The sequence below is a fragment of the Paenibacillus hodogayensis genome (assembly GCF_039536325.1).
In the GTDB taxonomy this organism is placed as follows: Bacteria; Bacillota; Bacilli; order Paenibacillales; family NBRC-103111; genus Paenibacillus_AB; species Paenibacillus_AB hodogayensis.
In genome coordinates, this window is the sequence record NZ_BAAAYO010000005.1 from 295317 (window position 1) to 312768 (window position 17452).

Consider the following 17452-nt stretch of genomic DNA (forward strand, 5'->3'; position numbering starts at 1 on the left):
ATCGATTCATTTGATGGAAGAAGGTAAAGAGAAAGCGGGCCAATCCAAATCCGATTCAGCTTGCCGGCCGGTCAGCGCCAGGCTCATCGCCTCGCCGATCGCGCTGGCGAACTTGAAGCCGTGGCCCGAGCCCCCGCCAGCGAACCAGACCCCGGTGCGGCCCGGGACTTCGCCGAGCCAAAAGCGTTCGCCGGGCGAACGCTCGTACAAGCACACTTGACCGTCGCGCAGACGGCCCGCGCCGGGAAGAAACCGTTCCAGAGCAAACCGCAGCTCGTCCTCGTCTTCTTTGTAGGTGCCGAACGCCGGGAGAGGCTGGCCGTACAAAACTTCCCGCCCGCCGTCGTGACGGCCGATCTTCAAGCCGCTCCCGTCGAGATCGGGGAAGCCGAAATATTCTTCGTCGCCGCCGTTATTGATGATAAAAACCGGCAGCCTTTCCGCCCCGTAGAGCGGGTTCGGAGCTTCAAACCAGCCGACTGCCTTGCGTATCGGCGTTACCGCGGCAAGCTCCGGGAACAGCCGTCCCGCCCAAGCTCCGGCACTAACCAATACCCGGTCGGCTGTAAAAGAGCCGTTCGACGTATGTACTGCATGTCCGCCCGACCCGGCTTCGATGCCGTGCACCTGCGTGTGGGCAAGCAGTTCGGCTCCTTGCGCAAGAGCGAGCTGGCGAAGGACGCGAATGATCCGTTCGCTGTACAGGACGCCGGCTTCCGGCTCGTACAGTCCTTCCATCGAGTCGGATACGGAGAGTCCCGGCCATTCTCGACGTATATCGGAAGCGGTCAGCAGGCGGTGCGGAATGCTGAACGCCGTGCAGCTGTCTGTTTTGCTTCGAATGAATGCAGAGCCTGACGGTCCGACGCTGATGGCGCCCGTACGCTCGAAGAGCGGCCCGTGGTACGCCTCGTCAGCGGTACGGAGTTCAGCGGATTGCTCCTCCAGCTGCTTCCACAGCTGCTGTGCCCGGAGTGCGAGCTTGACATAAGCGGCGCCCATCGTATAGGCGGTACGTACGATCCGGGTGCTGCCGTGGTGGCTTCCGAGCGAGTGTGGAGGATCCCCCGCATCGATCAGCAGGACGCGCACGCCCGCTAGGGCCAAGTAGTATCCGGCGCTCATGCCGAACGATCCGGCGCCCGCGATAATGACATCGTAATGGGAAGACATTTCGGTTTCACCCCCTGAAGTGCTTTACTTTATCCCTTTGCAACTATTATAATTCCAATAAGAAAACTTGGAAATAGCGCACTTTTACGATACCAAGTATCCTAAACGATACCATTCGGGAGGAACTTTTGATGAAACAGCAGCCCAAGCTATTTTTGTGCGAGAAGGAACTTACCCTATCGGTCATTTGCGGCAAGTGGAAGCCGCTCATTTTGTGGAATTTGGGCCAAGGTACGATGCGGTTTTGCGAGCTGAAAAAAATATTGCCGCCGGTGACGCAAAAAATATTGACGACCCAGCTGCGGGAAATGGAAGAGGATCTGCTCGTTCACCGCGAGGTGTACCCGGTCTTCCCGGCCAAGGTGGAATATTCGCTGACCGAGCACGGAAAGACGCTGATCCCGATTTTGCAGTCGATGATGGATTGGGGCAGGGTGTACAAGGGAGTGCTTCAGGAATACGAAGTGCTGAAGGATGCGGTTATGCAGGAGCCGAGCCAATAAGCTTGCGCGGGCTGAAAGGCATGATTAAGGGGGCGGCTGCTGTTTCTGCCGTTCTCTGTGCGTTCAAAAATAGCATGCTATTCAAGCAGAGCCGCCCTCCTAGCAGGGCGGTTTCTTTTCTAACCGGAAATAACCCCGTTTACTGACGGTCGCTTCTCCTCGAATGGGGCGCCAGTTATTAACCGTTGACAGGAATATCCTATTATCATACAATCGATTTATTATTCATTATTATGAATAAATATACATAAGAGGTGACCGCGTGAATCATTTGTTGTCCTTAAAAGAATTCGATAGGAATACTCTTCGGTCCATTATCCAAACGGGAGTAGAAATAAAGAAAAATCCGGAAAAGTACGATCATGCTTGCGAAAGAAAAGGTTTGCTGCTGCTCTTTCAAAAAACATCGACTCGTACCAACTTATCGTTTCAATCTGCCATCAACCAATTGGGCGGATACGCCGTCACCCTGGATTGGAATTCGAGTCATTTCACGATATCGCCCATCCAATACGAAGCACAGTATGTATCAAGGAATTGCCATGTCATCATGGCGAGATTAAACAAGCATGCGGATTTGCTTGAATTAGCTAAACATTCCAAAGTGCCGGTTATCAATGGTTGCTGCGATACGTACCACCCTTGTCAAGCATTGGCGGATTTGATGACGATCTATGAAGTATCCGGGACATTTGACGGAATAACCCTTACCTATGTCGGGATTCATAACAATGTGGCCAATTCTTTGATCGCCGGCTGTATGACAGTAGGGATCCGTCTTCTGCTCGTCACGCCGATCATCAACACTCCGTCGTGGGATGAAGAGCTGATGCAGGCCGCCTACCAAAGCGGCTTTGTGGAAAAAGTCAATTCCTTGTCCGAAGCTGTCCCCAGATCGGATTTTGTTTATACCGATACGTGGATCGACATGGAATTTTTCCATGACAGTCGGTATGAGGAGGAGAAGAACCGCAGGATCGAGCAAATGATGCCGTTTCAGCTGAATCGCGACAGCCTGAAGGGCTTCTCTCCTTACATCATGCACGATATGCCGATTCATCCCGGATTCGAGATTGAAGAAGAGTTAATTGAAAGCGAAAAGTCCGTCATCTACCGGCAGGCGGAAAACCGGATGCATGTCCAAAAGGCGCTGCTGCTGCACTTGCTCCATTCTTAGGATTGGAAGAGCGGTAAAGTCGGGCCGGGCCCTCATGGTAATGCCCGAAAAAGTCGCTTGCGCCCTCTGCAACAAATTGTTATAATCAGTTCTAATCATCGATTGGAAGGGATTTGAAGCTATGAACACCATCGTTTTGAATCAACTTCATCATCATCACAAAAAGCGTTAGCACACTCCTGTAAAAAAATTCAGGGTGGGCTAACGCTCTACGCGTTGGCCTCCCTGCGGCATAGGAAGCGCGCAGGACCATGGGGTCTTGCGCGTTTTTTTGTTGTATTCGACCAAAGAAAGGATTGACGGCTATGCAAAATGTAAAAGGCACGTACGATTTTTTCGGGCAAGAGCAGGCGATTCGAAGACAGGTTCGCTCGGTTTTGCAAGACGTATTCGAATGCTACGACTTCGATGAAATGGACTCGACGGTATTGAACGAGCTGGACTTGCTCACCTCCAAATATGCGGGCGGCGACGAGATCGTCAAGGAAATGTACCGCTTCACGGATCAGGGGAGCCGCAGCCTTGGCTTGCGCTATGACCTCACCGTCCCTTTTGCCAAAGTAATCGCTTTGAATCCGGGCATCCCCTTCCCTTACAAACGGTACGAGATCGGAAAAGTGTTTCGGGACGGTCCCGTAAAGCGGGGACGGCTGCGCGAGTTTCTGCAATGCGATGCGGACGTGGTCGGGGTCGAAGGGCCGGAAGCGGAGGCCGAGCTTATGCTGCTTGCGGCCGAGGTGTTCCGGAGATTGGATATCCCGATTACACTGCGGTGGAACAACCGAATGTTTCTAGGCGAACTTCTCGGAGCGATGGGGGTCGCAGCCGACGAGCAGCCGACGGTCATGCTGACGCTGGACAAAATCGATAAAATCGGTAAAGCCGCGGTCGTTCAGGAGCTGACGGACAAAGGTCTGCAAGCTCCAGTGGTCCGGGCCATAGCGGAATGGGCAGACATGGACGATCCCGGCTTCGAGTACCTGATCCAAGCTTACGGCATCGGCAATTCCAAAGGTTCCCTTGAAGCACGGGCGCTCCAGAAGCTGATCGGGGAGGTGGGGCTGGATGCCGTATGCCGGTTCGACCCGTTCCTGTCGCGTGGACTTTCCTTCTATACGGGAACCGTATACGAAATATTTGACGCCAGCCGGACATTCGCTTCCAGCCTAGGGGCAGGCGGGCGCTATGACGCGATCATCGGAAAGCTTGTCGGCCGGGAGGATATCCAGTATCCGACGGCGGGCATTTCCTTCGGAATGGAGTCGATCGTGGAGATGATCAAGAACCGCCCCCTTGCCTCGCGGCAGTCTGAAGTCGTCGTCATTCCGATCGGTGAAACGAATCCGGATGTTTTAAAGACCGCAGCGGCTTTTCGTTCCAACGGCATCCGTACGAGACTGGAGACGAGCGGGCGCAAGCTGAAAAAATCGCTTGCCGCGGCTGACGCTAGAGGAATTCGGTACGCGATCCTGATCGGTGAAGAGGAAGCATCTGCCGGGCAGATCCGGCTCAAGGATCTGAAGGAGATGACCGAAGTCGTTGTGCCGATGCAAGCCGCAATTGACCGGATCGCTCCCAAGCAGGCCGGATCGCGGGGAGGCGAGCGGTGATGTTTGTCCGATTCCATGCCAATTATGCAAGTCCCTTTACGAAACAGCCTTACGGCATCTTCGTGGCAATCTTTCATTTGAAGCGGGAGGGAATCTTGTCCCCCGCCGACACGGAGCTGTACGATCGCACGGTACAGTGGTTTGAAGAAAACTTGCCGAATCCGCCGTTCTATGAAGAACATCAAAACTCCAGAAGAGCGGTGACCTGGTTCAAGGATGGCGAAAGAACCCGACCGATGATCGCCAAGCTGGCCCCCTTTCTGGATATAGCGGCGAGGTACGAGATGGAGATCATCCGCTCAGTCGCCGTCGAGCTTCCCGGGACGCTTGTGTACGAAAACGACTATCAGATTGCGGTTACGATCTATCCGGCTGAAGGGTCGGATGGCGGGTGCGAACAATAAGGGGGCGTGGAGCATGAAGGCGATTTTCCTTGATTTTTACGGAACGTTAGTTCATGAGGACGATGCGATTATTCCGCTTATATGCGAGCAAATCAAGGCGGGCTCTGGCTGCGACTGCGATGTTAAGGATATCGGGACTTTCTGGTGGAAGGCTTTTTCTACAAAAGTCCGAGACAGTTTCGGAGATTCCTTTAAGAGTCAAAGAGCGATCGGAATGGGGTCATTGGAAGAAACGATCCGACATTTTCGTTCCGAAGCCATTGCCGAGGAGATCATTCAGCCGCAATTTGACCATTGGATGAGGCCAAGCATTTATGACGATACGTTTGCATTTCTAAAAGCATTTGAAGGAGTGCCCCTATATATCCTGTCGAATATCGATACGGCGGACCTGGAGTCAGCTATCTGTCACCATAATCTATCGGTTACGGATTGGATCACGAGTGAAGAGGCGAAATCGTACAAACCGCGACCGGACATGTTTCTCGAAGCGTTGGGGCGGTATCATTTGCTGCCGGATGACGTTATTCATATAGGCGATTCCTTCACCAATGACGTCAGGGGGGCAAGCCCGCTGGGAATCAAAACCGTTTGGTTGAATCGACTCGACAAACGACAGCCTGAAGCTGGGAGCGCCGATTATGTGTGCAAGGATCTATCGAGCGCCAAGCAAGTTCTTTGGGATGAATTTCAGTGGTAGTCAAGCAATCCCATGGCTTCTCCGAGACAGAGACAGGGAGCTCCAAAAGTCTAACAAGCAGCATCGGCTTATAAGAGATAACTACAGTCGTCAGAGCCCGGCAGCGATCACTCCAAGCTCCTGCCCCAAAACCAGAAGCGCCTCATACGGGTCCCCGGTCAATCCCAGAACCTGGGCAAAAGCCGGTTCGGTTTTGATTCCTTGTTTTTTTAGATTTATAATTTTAGTACGGATATCGGGGTGCCGAAGCAGAAGATGATGCTCCACAAGCATATGGAGATACGCGTGCTGACGTTCGACGGGGATCGGCTGAGCGAACAGTTCGAAGGCAAAGCCGTCGAACGAAAAGTTGGCTTTTTGCGAGGGAATCTGGCGGATCTGTTTTTCTTTGTAAACAAACGCCTCCTGCATGCCGTATAAAGCATGAACGTCGCGCTTAAACCGTTCGGGTTCATACACTTCCATAATGATATCCAGATCGGAGCCCTCTACATCGATCGAGATCGGCACGGTTCCGCATAGAACCGGACGATAGCGAGCGAGATCGCGCAGGATGCCCAATTCGGAGAGAGCCCGGAATGCGCGGCGCTGGGTCGTTTGACCCGATTGCAAGTAGGTGATGGTGGCAAAGATAAGCGTTCCTCCTTAAAGGCCGGTTACGGCTGATAGGAATGAGGATTGCATGCGTCGCATATAGCCATTGTACACAATTCATTCCGGAAAAGGGGAGAAACATGGATCAGGACGCCTACAAAGCGTTTTACGAGAAGGTCGGCAAAATCAACGGCTGGGATTTTAGCAGCGTGAAATGCCGCACGGAAGGAAAGCACTGGGACTTCTACAAGGAAGTTGCCCAAGCGTGCAAAAAGTCGGATCTGGTGCTCGACATCGGTACGGGCGGAGGAGAGTCGGCTTTACCGCTAGCCGATTCCGCGCTGCTTCTGGTCGGCATCGATCAAGCGTCCGGCATGATTGAAACCGCAGTAAGGAACGGCGCCGCGGCGGGTGTCTTGAACGTCCGCTACCTCCGGATGGAAGCCGGGAAGCTGGATTTTCCGGACCGTTTTTTTGACGTCGTCTCTTGCCGGCATTCGGATTTCTGCGCGAACGAGATAGCCCGAGTGCTGAGAGAGGGCGGCATTTTCCTGACGCAGCAAATCAGCGAAACCGACAAGCATAACCTGAAACAAGCGTTCGGAAGGGGCCAAGCTTGGGGAACAAAGGCCGGCACGCTGCGGGAGCGATACATGGCGGAATTAAACGAAGCGGGATTTGCGGACATCGAGTCGTTCGAATGGAACGTTACCGAGTTTTACGAGACGGCCGAAGATTTGATCTTTTTGTTGAAGCATACGCCGATTATTCCGGATTTCGGGCAAACGGAGGGTGATTTCCAAATACTGGATTCATTTATCCGGGAGTATCGGACGGATCGGGGCATTCGGACTTCTTCCGATCGTTTTATCATCAGAGTAAGAAGGTAAGGGCCGGAAGCGCGCGGAGGAGAAAAGCCCGTCGGGCGGCCGGCATCAGGCGGGGCGTCTCTGCGCGACGGGAGCGGTATGTGATGCGGAAGCGAGTCAGCCCTTCCTTTCTTAAGGTTTGATGAATGTGCGTAAAACGGTTTACAATTGCCCGCGGCAACTTTATTATGGAATTAACTGTTACTGGAAGGCCCCGCTCTTTCAAGCGGCGGTTCGTCTGCCAGAACTCCTTTAAGCTTCGATTGATTTTGAAATCGCTTTATTTGGAAAAGGATGGCTGAAATCGTTCCTGCTGCCCCGGGCGGCAAGCGCAAAGGAGGAGTTCTGATGGATATGCGGAGCAAAGCCAAAATCGCTGTTTTCCCTAAAGGATTCATGGATCAACGGATCGATCGCTCCATGGGCTTGTTCGAATGGATCGAGCAAGCCGGAACGCTGCGCGCCGACGGTCTGGAATTGCACCCGCTTTTTTTGGAACGGACGGATAAAGCCTATTTGCGGCAAGTGAAGGAAGCGGCCGCCAAAAGCAATCTGAAAATACCGCTGATGCGCACGTCTCCGGACTTTGCCAATCCCGACCCGGCGCACCGGGCCGGCGAACTGCAGAAGATGAAAGACATGATCGACGTCATGGCCTTCCTCGGCCCGTCCGAGTTCCGCAGCTGTCGCGTGCTGTTCGGCCTCCATCGGCCGGACGTAACCCGCGAGGACGGCATCCGCTCCACGGCCGCTGCCATTCGCGAGCTGCTGCCTTATGCGGAGCGGAACAACGTATGCCTGGTGATCGAAAACCATCCCGCCGTTGGGGCAGGACAGCAGCCGGAGTTCGAGCTATCCTCGGACCGGTTTCTGGAGATGATCGGGGGCGTTTCGTCGCCTTCGTTCGGCGTCGGCTTCAACCCGTCCCATGCGATTGCATCGGGCGAGGACCCTTTGAAGCTGCTGGAACGGGTAAAGCACCGATTGTTTACGGTGAACGCGAGCGACCGCTATTTGCCGGAGGGCAAAGGGAACTCGTCGGACGATCTGGAGCGCGATCGGGCTGGACGCCTTTCCGAGCAAATATTTTCGCTGCTCCGGCAAGCTCGCTTTCGCGGCTGGATTTCCGTCGGGGACGGCGCGAACGGACTGGAAGAGACGGCCTCATCGGTGCGGTTTTTACGCGAGAAGATCGGCGCCTACTTGCCGCAGTAAGCGAAGAAAGGGCTTACCCGGCTCATAACCGGATATCGGCTCCCGTAGGCGGAGCCGAGCCATCTTGTTGCCGACAACCGATCTTGGTATGATGGGAGGATAGGGGGCATTCGAATATGAGCGATCGTCGCGAAAGCATTAAACCGGAAGTATACGCTTACTTGGAGCGAATCGGCTACTCCGGTCCTTTGGACGGCAGCGCAGAGGCGCTGGCCGGCTTGCAGCACAGCCATCTGCATGCGGTGCCTTACGAAAACTTCGATATTTTGCGCGGCCGCCCGCTTTCTCTGGATATTCCCGACGTGTACGACAAGATCGTCGTCCGCCGCCGCGGCGGCTACTGCTTCGAGCTGAACGCGCTGTTCGGCTGGCTGCTGCGCGAACTGGGCTATACCGTCACCGATTATTTCGCCCGCTTCTGGCGGGACGAGCCCAACCCGCCGCCGATGCGCCGACACCATGTGCTGAAGGTCGAAGCCGCGGGCAGCGACTATTTGTGCGACGTGGGCGTTGGAGGCATCGTGCCGCGCGAGCCGATCAAGATGGTCGAACGGCTCGAGCACAGGCAGGGCGGGGAAAGCTACCGGCTGGAGCGCGACGACGAGTTCGGCTGGCTGCTGTGCGAGCTGAAGCGCGGCGAGTGGAGCCGCATTTACTCGTTCAGCGAGGAACCGCAGCTTGCCCGCGATTACGTCATGGCCAGCTACTGGTGCGAGCATTCGCCCGACTCGATTTTCGTTCAGGGCGCGATGGCGGCAATCCGCACGAAGGACGGCCGCAATACGATTGCCGGCGACGAGTTTCGGATTTTTAGCGCGGAAGGCGTCCGAGCCTTCACCCCCGTCACGAAGGAAGAGTACGACGAAGCATTGCGGACGCATTTTGGCATTATTCTCGATTAAAGCAGGAAGCAGGCACGGAAGCTATGCGAACGGACAGAGCCCACTCGAACGGGGGCTCCCGATGGTCGCATAGCTTTTTTTGTGCGGTATATTGACACGTTCGTCTGAATGTATATATACTGTTCATATACGATATAAACAGATATGAACAGTGAAAAGCTGTTCACAGGGTAGCGGGGTGGAACGATGAATCTCTCCGTATCGCTTGCGTCGGGAGAGCCGATTTACCAGCAGATCAAGGAGCAGATCAAGGAACATATTTTATCCGGACGGCTGCGGGAGGGAGAGGCGCTGCCGTCGATCCGCAATTTGGCGCATGATTTGCGGATCAGCGTCATTACGACGAAGCGGGCCTACGACGAGTTGGAGCAGGAAGGGCTCGTGGCGTCCGTGGCCGGCAAAGGCACCTTCGTGACGGAGAAAAACAAGGAGGCGATCCGCGAAGTCCGCTATCGGGAACTGGAGGAGCAGGTGAAGGAGATCGTCGCCAAAGGCAAAGCGCTCGGGCTCAGCAAGGGCGATTTGACCGAGCTGTTCGAACTATTTTACGGGGAGGTGCGCGAATGACGCCGGTCATCGAATTCCGCCATTTTACGAGAGGCAATGGGGCGTTTGTATTGCGCGATATGAATTTTCGGGTGGAGCGCGGCTACATTACCGGCCTGATCGGTCCGAACGGCTCCGGCAAGACGACGCTCATCCGTTCCATCATGAACATGATCCGGCCGGACGAAGGCGAGATTCGCGTATTCGGCGAGTCGTACCGGGACCGCGAGCGGGAGATCAAGCAGCGGATCGGCTTCGTGTACGACGAGGACTTTTTCTACAACCATCTGACCATCCGCGAGATGAAGAAAGTCGTCGCCTCCTTTTATCCGACGTGGAACGAGGGTGCCTTCCAAAGCTATATGCGCGAATTCGGCCTGCCCGAGCGCCGAAAAATCCGCGATCTGTCCAAAGGGATGAAGACGAAGTTCGCGCTCGCAGCCGCGCTCGCCCACGAGCCGGAGCTGCTCGTCATGGATGAGCCCACCTCGGGGCTGGACCCGGTGTTCCGCCGGGACATCCTGACGATCTTGAGCGCCTACATTCGCGACGGGAGCAAATCCGTACTGTTTTCGACCCATATTAGCACCGATCTGGAGCGGATAGCCGACTACATCGTATACATCGACGGCGGAGAGCTGCGGTTCTCGGGCACGAAGGAAGAATTGCTCGATGCGTATGTGCTCGTCAAAGGGCCTTTGGCGCTGCTGAAGAGCAACCGGGTTCCGTATGTCGGTCTGCGCCAGTCGCCGCTCGGCTTCGAGGCGCTGCTTGGCACGGAGCACGCGGCCGAGGGGGCGTTCGACAGCCCGTTTGTCGTGGAGAAGCCGACGCTGGACGATATCTTGATCTTTACGCAGGAGGGGAAGAGCCGTGCTCCAATTGCTCGTTAAAGATTTTCGCATTCAGAAGCGGTTCATCTGGCTCGGCTTTTTCTTCGTCGGCGTGTTCTTTTTCATCCTGGGCGCATTCGAGGGGATGCCGCTTGCGGTACCTGCCGCCATTTTCAGCCATTTCCTGATCGTCGTGGCCAGCAAGATGGACGAGAAAAACAATAACGGGCGCATGCTCGTTTCGTTCCCGCTGCGCCGCAGCGATATTGTGGCGGCCAAGTACGTCGGCATCGTGCTGTTTATGGGGTTGGCGTTCGCTTTGACAGCGCTTTGGCGGTTTGCCGCGGGACTCGTGCTGCCGGCCGGGGAGCTGCCGTGGTTTGATATGCGGTCTTTGGCGGTGGCGGTCGGGATGCTGCTGTTGTTTTATTCGATCTATTTTCCATTGTTTTTCGCTTTCGGTGCGCGTCTCGTGCAGGTGCTCGACGTGATCGTCATTTTTGTCGTCGGCGGGGCGGTCGTGCTCGGTCTGCGCATCGCGGAATGGTCGGGAGCGGATGCCGGCAAGTGGCTTCGCGCCGCGGCGGGGGCCGATCCGGAGGCGCTGGCGGTATGGGGAGTGATCGGATGTTTGGCTCTGCTGCTGGTATCCTTCGTTTTGTCGGTAACGTTGTATTCCCGCAAAAGCGTCTAGACGGCTCCAGCCGGGGTGGCTAGCCTCTTTGACCAAGGAGTCCTCCGTGCGGAGGGCTCCTTTCTTTACCAAGAAAAGTAACCTCTATAGCCATTCTAAAAATTCAAGGCGATTGCCGAAAGGGTCGTTTACATAGAAGCGTTTTACACCTTCATCTGCCCTTGCTTCATCATCGATGATCGGTATGTTTTGCTGAAGCAAATCGTTGCGCAGCTCGTCTAAGTTCTGTACATAAAGGAAATATCTATTCAAAATGAAAACAATCCTCTGCCGATGACATTGGCGGACACGGGCTCAATCCCGAGCTCTCTTGCCCAGACGGAGAGCTGACCCATATGGTGAATTTCATGCGCAATGACATGACGCAAAATTTCACCTTGGGTATAGCTCCCTTTCAACCACGGAACGGTCACCGTTTCTTTCTCCGAATCGGTTGACCAAGTCTGCAGGAACGATTGTGTCTCCTGAAGCCAGCAATCCGAAAGCTCCTTTACTTGCTGCAGGGTCCGATAGTTCTCGTACTGCACCTGGATATCCGGCTTGCCTTGTATGGCGCGAATCCAGCTGTACTCCACGTCCAAAATATGAAAAAAGGTATAAAGAATTGAGCCTGCCCCGCCGATGCGCGTACGCGACAATTCCTCGATCGGGATCTGCCTGCACCGTTCCAACCACTCATTCCTGACCATCCAGTTGTACCGAAACAACGTGATCACCATAAGCCCCCCTAATTGATTACTCGCTTTCTCCATAATAGAACAAATGTTCCGGTTCATCAAAATGTTTTTAAAACGTTCGGTTCGGGCAGCCGGACTTCGTTAAGGCGACCAAACTTTGCTGGCGAGCGCGGAACTTTTGTACGAAGAGGTTGACAAAGAAACGTTAAGCTCATATAGTTAGTTACATAAGTAATTAACCAGTTTGGTGGTGTGGTCATATGAACTTTCCGATTGATGACGGCCGCCCGATATTCGTGCAAATTGCCGAACGGATCGAGGACGACATAATCGCAGACAGATTGCCGGAGGAAGCGCAGGTACCGTCGACGAACCAGTTCGCCGCTTTTTATCAGATCAATCCGGCCACGGCGGCCAAAGGCGTCAATACGTTGGTGGATCAAGGCATTTTGTACAAGAAACGGGGGATTGGGATGTTCGTGGCGACGGGAGCGCGGGATGCGTTGATCGAGAAGCGCAAGGAGCAGTTTTACGAGCATTATGTCGTGACGATGGTGCGCGAGGCCGGCAAGCTGGGCATAACGGCAGAGCAGCTGGCAGAGATGATCCGGAGAGGAGAGGGCGGACAATGAACCCTATCGTGAAATTGAACAAGGTAACGAAAAAGTACGGAGCGGTGACAGCGGTGCAGGATATCAGCTTCACGATGGAATCGGAAAAAATTTACGGCTTGCTCGGCCGGAACGGAGCGGGCAAAACGACGATCATGCACATGATCGCCGCCCAATTGTTCCCTACAAGCGGGGAATTGCTCGTCTTCGGCGAAGCGCCTTACGAGAACCGCCATGTACTGAACCGATTGTGCTTCGTGAAGGAAAGCCAGAAATACCCGGAAAATTACAACGTCGAAGACGTGCTGGACATCGCCGGCTCGCTGTTTGAGAATTGGGACCGCGAGTACGCGCTGTCGCTGATCGACGACTTCGGACTTCCGCTCAAACGGCGGATCAAGAAGCTGTCGCGGGGGATGCTGTCGGCCGCGGGCATCGTCGTCGGCTTGGCCAGCCGGTCTCCGCTCACGATTTTCGACGAGCCTTATCTCGGTCTTGACGCCGTAGCGAGAACGTTGTTTTATGATCGGCTGCTGGAAGACTATGCCGCCCATCCGCGTACCGTCGTGCTCTCGACTCATTTGATCGACGAGGTCAGCCGTCTGCTGGAGCATATTATTGTGATCAACAACGGCAGGCTGCTGCTGGACGAAGATGCCGACGTCTTGCGCGGGCGGGCTTTCCAGGTCGTCGGTCCTGTCGGATCGATCGATGCGTTCGCATCGGACAAAGAAACGATCCACCGCGGAACGTTCGGCGGGTTCGCGACGGCTACGGTTATGGGCAATTTGTACGGCAAAGACCGGCAGCAGGCAGAGGCGCTCGGTCTGGAGATCGCGCCTGTTTCGCTGCAGCAGATGATCGTGCATTTGACCGGCAGAAAGTCGGGACATAAGGAGGAGGAGCTCGTATGAACCGGATTCAAGGTGTGATCCGTATACATCTGCGCGACAAGCTGTCGATTCTGTATTTGCCCTGGATCATCATGATGATCAGCTTCGCGGTCAATCTGATTATCGGCTTGCTGCTGCGCGGCGAGGAAGTGATCTATACGGGGGGGATCGCATCGCTTTACGTATACATGTTCGTGATCGGTATCCTCACGCTTAGTCAGACGTTCCCGTTCGCGCTCGGCTTCAGCGTCAGGAGAAAGGATTATTTCTGGGGGACGCTGCTGCTGATGGTCGGCATCAGCGCGGTTTTCTCCGCAGTGCTTCTGCTGCTCGGGATGACGGAAACGCATGTGATCGCAGGATGGGGCGTGGGCCTTCATTTCTTCGACATTCCTTACTTGAATGACGGCCCCGCATTAGCAAGACTATGGGTGCCTTTCGTATTGCTGCTGCACATGTTTTATCTCGGTTTTGTGATCAGCGGCGTCTTTCGCCGGTTCGGCAAGCTTGGCCTCTGGTCCGTCATGCTGGTCATGCTGGTGCTTTTCTCGGTCGGCATCTTCGCTTGCACCTACTACGGCTGGTGGGGGACGGTATTTGCCTGGTTTGCCGCCAATAGCATGGTTCAGCTGTCGCTTTGGCTGTTCGCGCTCGCGCTCGTCTATATGCTCGTTTCTTATTCGCTGCTGCGCCGGACCACGATCTAGTCGCAGACAGCCTGCAATAAAGCGGTTTTAAGCGTCCTTTTCCTCTCCATTATGATCCCAAAGCCGCAATGCGGGGCGTCGTTGCCAGAAACGCACATCCCCAAATAATGCAAGCATTGCCGCCAAAAAATCCATTGCCGCCGCTAAAGACAGTAGCTTACACTGTAGTGGTGCTGCAAATGAGAATCACTATCATAATGGAGGGGAACATCCGTGCAACGAAAAGCGAAATGGGCCGTCTGGCTGGGCGCGATCGTCCTGCTGTCGCTGCTCGCCGCCTGCGGAACGAAGAGCGAACAGCCGCAGTCGTCGGAGAACAAAGAAAGCAAAGCTGCAAACGATACAGGCAAGGAGGCGGCGCCTCAGTCGGCTACCCGCGTCATCAAGGACGATAAAGGACGCGAGGTGACAATCCCGACCAAGCCGGAAAGGGTTATCGCCCATTATTTCCCGGCAGAAGCCGTCGCGCTCGGTTTGAAGGCGGTCGGCACGAACTACGCGACGGCCAATCAGATGCTGACCAAGGAACAACTGCAAGGGACGGAAGATATTGCCGGTCAGGGCGTCAACCCGAATCTGGAGAAGGTGCTGTCGCTTAATCCCGATCTGATTCTCGTGCCGGATTTTCTCGAAGCGAACAGCATCGAGTCGCTGTCCAAAATAGCTCCAACCGTCATGCTCAGCTATGCGGGCGACTTGTTCGACCGGCTGAAGAAAATGGGCGACCTGTTGGGCAAAACGAAGGAAGCGGACGAATGGATCGCCCGCTACAACAAGAAGGCGCAGGACAAGCGCGACCAATTGAAGCCCTACGTCAAGCAGGGCGAGACGGCGACAGCGTTCGTGCTGTTCCAGGACAAGAAAATATACGTGTACGGAAATCAGCGTCTCGGCTCGACGATGTACAACGCGCTTGGATTCGTCCGTCCGGAGAAAGCCGCGAAGCTGTTCGAGAGCAATAAGGATGCGCTTTGGCAGACGATCTCGGAGGAGACGCTGGCGGATTATGCCGGGGACCGGATTTTTATCGTCGTCAACGACGCGAACCCGGATGTGAAAAAAGCGGCCGACGAATTGCTGAATTCGCCGGTGTGGAAAAACCTTCCTGCCGTAAAAGACGGCAAAGCCTACGTTGTCGGCAACAAGTGGTCGTTCTACGACCCGATCACGCTCGACTGGCTGCTTGACGAAATGCCGAAGCTGTTGATGAAATAATGCCGGACGCTTGGTCCGCGCCATTTCCGGGAAGCTTGTCTTTGTTGAAAAGACAGGCTTCTTTTTTAATGCGTATTCGCTTATAATGAGTTTTAATGAGAATGATTTACAATTGGATAAAAAAACGAAGGGGCGAGGAGATGAACGAACACGAGCTTGAGGGTGCGCCGACGCTATTCCCCCGCCGTCCGCCGCTATTTCGAATGACCGCCATTCAAGCGGTGGCCTGTATGGCAGGCGAGACGAGAGGCGACAAAGAACTGCTCGGAACGTACTGTCTGCTTGCTGTAGTCAAGGGTCAGGGCTCGATCTCGATCGACGGGATCGGGCTTCCGTTGTTTGCGGGTTCCTGCGTCATGCTCCTGCCCGGGATGATTGCGGAGTTGAATTACGCGGGAGCCGGGGGCATGGAGCTGTACCGGCTTTATTTCGAAGCGTTGTCGGAGGGGGAGTCGGAGGCGGACCGGCAAAGGGCGGCGGAGGCGCTGCTGGGCCGCGGGGAAGTGGAGTTCCGTCCCTTTTACCGGCTGGTCGAATTTCTGGAGGAGTTGTACGGCAAGCGGCATTGCGCGGGAGAATGGGAGTCGTTCCGGGCGAATGCGCAGTTGCAGGACATACTGGCCCGGCTGGCGGAGCAAAACCGTTCGCGGCCGGAGGGCGACAACGCGCTGCAAGCCGTCGAGCGCTCGATTGCTTTCATGCACCGCTCGCTGCACGAGGATATTGCTATCGAGCAGCTGGCGGAGGAAGCGGGCATCGGCCGTTGGCAATACAATGCGCTGTTCAAGTCGCTGACCGGGACGAAGCCGATCGATTATTTGACCGATCTGCGCATCCATCGCGCCAAGGAGCTGCTGCTGCTGCCGGGCCATACGTTGAAGGCCGTGGCGGCCAGAGCGGGCTTTCGCGACGAATATTATTTCAGCCGCCGCTTCAAGCAGACGGTGGGCGTATCCCCCAGGCAATATGCGGACAGCCAGGCGCGCCAGCCGCGAATTATGTCCTTGCAGTATTTGGGCGAAGTGTTGTCGCTCGGCATCAAGCCGGTGGCGGCCAGCCGCGGCGTGCTGGACCTGTTCCGGCCTCAGGCCGTCGACGTCGAGGGGATCGAAGAGCCGGTGGAGGCGGAGGCGCTGCTGAAGCTGAAGCCGGATCTGATTCTGTTCCCGAGCTATGTGCCCAAGCAGCTGGCCGAACAGCTCCGAAAGGTGGCCCCGGCCATGGAGATCGACTGGTTTGACGATATTTACACGAGGATGACGAAGATCGGCGGCATGCTGGGCAAGCAGCGCGAGGCCAAAAGCTGGATCCGCCGCTACGAGGCGAAGGCGAAGCAGACCCGGGAGGCGCTGTCCCCGTATGTTCGCGAAGGCGAGACGGCCACGGCGTTCATCTACGACGGGGCGCACCGCAAGCTGTTCGTGTACGGCGCGCATAATTTCGGGCATACGTTGTACCGGGCGCTGCAATTCGCTCCTCCGGACAAGGTCAAGACCCTGATCGGGCGGCACAAACGGTTTCGCTGGACGGCAATCGACGCCGAGGCCGTGACGGACTATGCCGGGGACCGGGTGTTCCTCGCCGTTACCCGCGACGAGCCGTCCAAGGAATGGGCTCGTGCTTTCACGGCCAGCGAGCTGTGGACGAAGCTGCCCGCCGTCCGCAACGGCCGCGCTTACGTGGTCGAGCCGAAGTGGGGGGCGTACGATCCGATTACGCTGGAAACCCATCTGGACGAAATGGTCAGGCTGTTAGCCGTCCCCTCGGCCGAACCGGGGAAAAGGGCGTAGCCGCCGGAACGCGGCACCAAACTGCGGTCATTTTTTCGCATTAGCTCCGATTAGAAGCCTTCCGCGCCATGGACTACGGGTGCGAAAGGCTTCTTTGTACGTTATGGCAGCGCAGCCGAGCGGGAAAGCAGCGTTACAAGCAGCCGGATTCGTTCGGCGGCGTGCCTGCGGGGGTTGACGGATATGGAAGTTATTCGCATAGAAATATAGAACATTTGTTCGTATTATGGTACTATCAATAGTAAAGTTTGCAATTTTGTTAAAAATAGTTGGCCAAACCGATAAGATTTGACCGGTGTCCAGACATTATACCTTATGAAGGGGAAAAAAGCCGCGTCA

At 55.4% G+C, this 17452-nt stretch carries 19 protein-coding genes; 16 read left to right on the plus strand and 3 right to left on the minus strand.

What is annotated here, in order from left to right; translation table 11 throughout:
- Positions 1-6: 6 nt before the first annotated feature.
- Positions 7-1173 carry an N-methyl-L-tryptophan oxidase gene (solA, locus tag ABD796_RS10780; RefSeq protein ID WP_344907193.1) on the minus strand — a complete coding sequence of 389 codons (1167 nt, stop codon included), beginning with the start codon at positions 1171-1173 and terminating at the stop codon, positions 7-9.
- Positions 1174-1301: 128 nt separating this feature from the next.
- Between solA and ABD796_RS10785 the strand changes: the two genes are divergently transcribed.
- The 5 genes from ABD796_RS10785 (at position 1302) to ABD796_RS10805 (ending at position 5567) form a co-directional block, all read left to right on the plus strand.
- The gene (locus ABD796_RS10785; RefSeq protein ID WP_379116181.1) at positions 1302-1676 is read left to right on the plus strand and encodes a winged helix-turn-helix transcriptional regulator; all 375 of its coding nucleotides are present in this window, start codon (positions 1302-1304) and stop codon (positions 1674-1676) included.
- Between the two features lie 262 nt (positions 1677-1938).
- Positions 1939-2853 (plus strand): Rossmann-fold NAD(P)-binding domain-containing protein, encoded by a 915-nt coding sequence (locus ABD796_RS10790; RefSeq protein ID WP_344907200.1) that lies wholly within the window; start codon positions 1939-1941, stop codon positions 2851-2853.
- Between the two features lie 305 nt (positions 2854-3158).
- Positions 3159-4463 carry a histidine--tRNA ligase gene (locus tag ABD796_RS10795; protein WP_344907203.1) on the plus strand — a complete coding sequence of 435 codons (1305 nt, stop codon included), beginning with the start codon at positions 3159-3161 and terminating at the stop codon, positions 4461-4463.
- Positions 4463-4867 carry a hypothetical protein gene (locus ABD796_RS10800; RefSeq protein ID WP_344907206.1) on the plus strand — a complete coding sequence of 135 codons (405 nt, stop codon included), beginning with the start codon at positions 4463-4465 and terminating at the stop codon, positions 4865-4867. The genes ABD796_RS10795 and ABD796_RS10800 overlap by 1 nt, the downstream gene beginning before the upstream one ends.
- Positions 4868-4880: 13 nt before the next feature.
- Positions 4881-5567, plus strand: a complete 687-nt coding sequence (locus ABD796_RS10805; RefSeq protein ID WP_344907209.1) for an HAD family hydrolase — start codon at positions 4881-4883, stop codon at positions 5565-5567.
- A 90-nt stretch (positions 5568-5657) separates the two neighbouring features.
- On the opposite strand, the gene ABD796_RS10810 is transcribed toward ABD796_RS10805, so the two are convergent.
- Positions 5658-6200, minus strand: coding sequence for a DUF4269 domain-containing protein (locus tag ABD796_RS10810; RefSeq protein WP_344907449.1), 543 nt, complete (start codon positions 6198-6200; stop codon positions 5658-5660).
- Positions 6201-6301: 101 nt separating this feature from the next.
- Here ABD796_RS10810 and ABD796_RS10815 point away from each other — a divergent pair, with 101 nt between their 5' ends.
- From ABD796_RS10815 to ABD796_RS10840, 6 genes are all read left to right on the plus strand, one after another.
- Positions 6302-7051 carry a class I SAM-dependent methyltransferase gene (locus ABD796_RS10815; RefSeq protein ID WP_344907212.1) on the plus strand — a complete coding sequence of 250 codons (750 nt, stop codon included), beginning with the start codon at positions 6302-6304 and terminating at the stop codon, positions 7049-7051.
- A 327-nt stretch (positions 7052-7378) separates the two neighbouring features.
- Positions 7379-8245 (plus strand): sugar phosphate isomerase/epimerase family protein, encoded by an 867-nt coding sequence (locus ABD796_RS10820; RefSeq protein WP_344907214.1) that lies wholly within the window; start codon positions 7379-7381, stop codon positions 8243-8245.
- 116 nt (positions 8246-8361) lie between these two features.
- Positions 8362-9147, plus strand: a complete 786-nt coding sequence (locus tag ABD796_RS10825) for an arylamine N-acetyltransferase family protein (protein WP_344907217.1) — start codon at positions 8362-8364, stop codon at positions 9145-9147.
- A gap of 186 nt (positions 9148-9333) precedes the next feature.
- Positions 9334-9714, plus strand: a complete 381-nt coding sequence (locus tag ABD796_RS10830) for a GntR family transcriptional regulator (RefSeq protein ID WP_344907221.1) — start codon at positions 9334-9336, stop codon at positions 9712-9714.
- Entirely contained in the window at positions 9711-10586 is an 876-nt protein-coding gene (locus ABD796_RS10835; protein ID WP_344907225.1) for an ABC transporter ATP-binding protein, read from the plus strand. Before ABD796_RS10830 ends, ABD796_RS10835 begins: the two co-directional genes overlap by 4 nt.
- Positions 10567-11220, plus strand: coding sequence for an ABC-2 transporter permease (locus tag ABD796_RS10840; protein WP_344907228.1), 654 nt, complete (start codon positions 10567-10569; stop codon positions 11218-11220). Before ABD796_RS10835 ends, ABD796_RS10840 begins: the two co-directional genes overlap by 20 nt.
- A gap of 248 nt (positions 11221-11468) precedes the next feature.
- Here the strand turns inward: ABD796_RS10840 and ABD796_RS10850 are convergent, their stop codons facing one another.
- Complete coding sequence (locus tag ABD796_RS10850; protein WP_344907231.1) at positions 11469-11936, minus strand: DinB family protein; 468 nt, start codon at positions 11934-11936, stop codon at positions 11469-11471.
- Between the two features lie 221 nt (positions 11937-12157).
- Between ABD796_RS10850 and ABD796_RS10855 the strand changes: the two genes are divergently transcribed.
- The 5 genes from ABD796_RS10855 to ABD796_RS10875 all read left to right on the plus strand — a co-directional run bounded on the left by ABD796_RS10855 (position 12158) and on the right by ABD796_RS10875 (position 17113).
- Positions 12158-12529, plus strand: a complete 372-nt coding sequence (locus tag ABD796_RS10855; protein ID WP_344907235.1) for a GntR family transcriptional regulator — start codon at positions 12158-12160, stop codon at positions 12527-12529.
- Complete coding sequence (locus tag ABD796_RS10860) at positions 12526-13422, plus strand: ABC transporter ATP-binding protein (RefSeq protein WP_344907239.1); 897 nt, start codon at positions 12526-12528, stop codon at positions 13420-13422. Before ABD796_RS10855 ends, ABD796_RS10860 begins: the two co-directional genes overlap by 4 nt.
- The gene (locus ABD796_RS10865) at positions 13419-14108 is read left to right on the plus strand and encodes a hypothetical protein (protein ID WP_344907242.1); all 690 of its coding nucleotides are present in this window, start codon (positions 13419-13421) and stop codon (positions 14106-14108) included. The genes ABD796_RS10860 and ABD796_RS10865 overlap by 4 nt, the downstream gene beginning before the upstream one ends.
- A 213-nt stretch (positions 14109-14321) precedes the next feature.
- A complete protein-coding gene (locus ABD796_RS10870) occupies positions 14322-15323 on the plus strand; it encodes an ABC transporter substrate-binding protein (protein ID WP_344907245.1) in 1002 nt (333 codons plus the stop codon).
- A gap of 140 nt (positions 15324-15463) precedes the next feature.
- Positions 15464-17113: a helix-turn-helix domain-containing protein gene (locus ABD796_RS10875; protein ID WP_344907248.1), complete on the plus strand. Its 1650-nt coding sequence runs from the start codon at positions 15464-15466 to the stop codon at positions 17111-17113.
- Positions 17114-17452 lie beyond the last annotated feature (339 nt).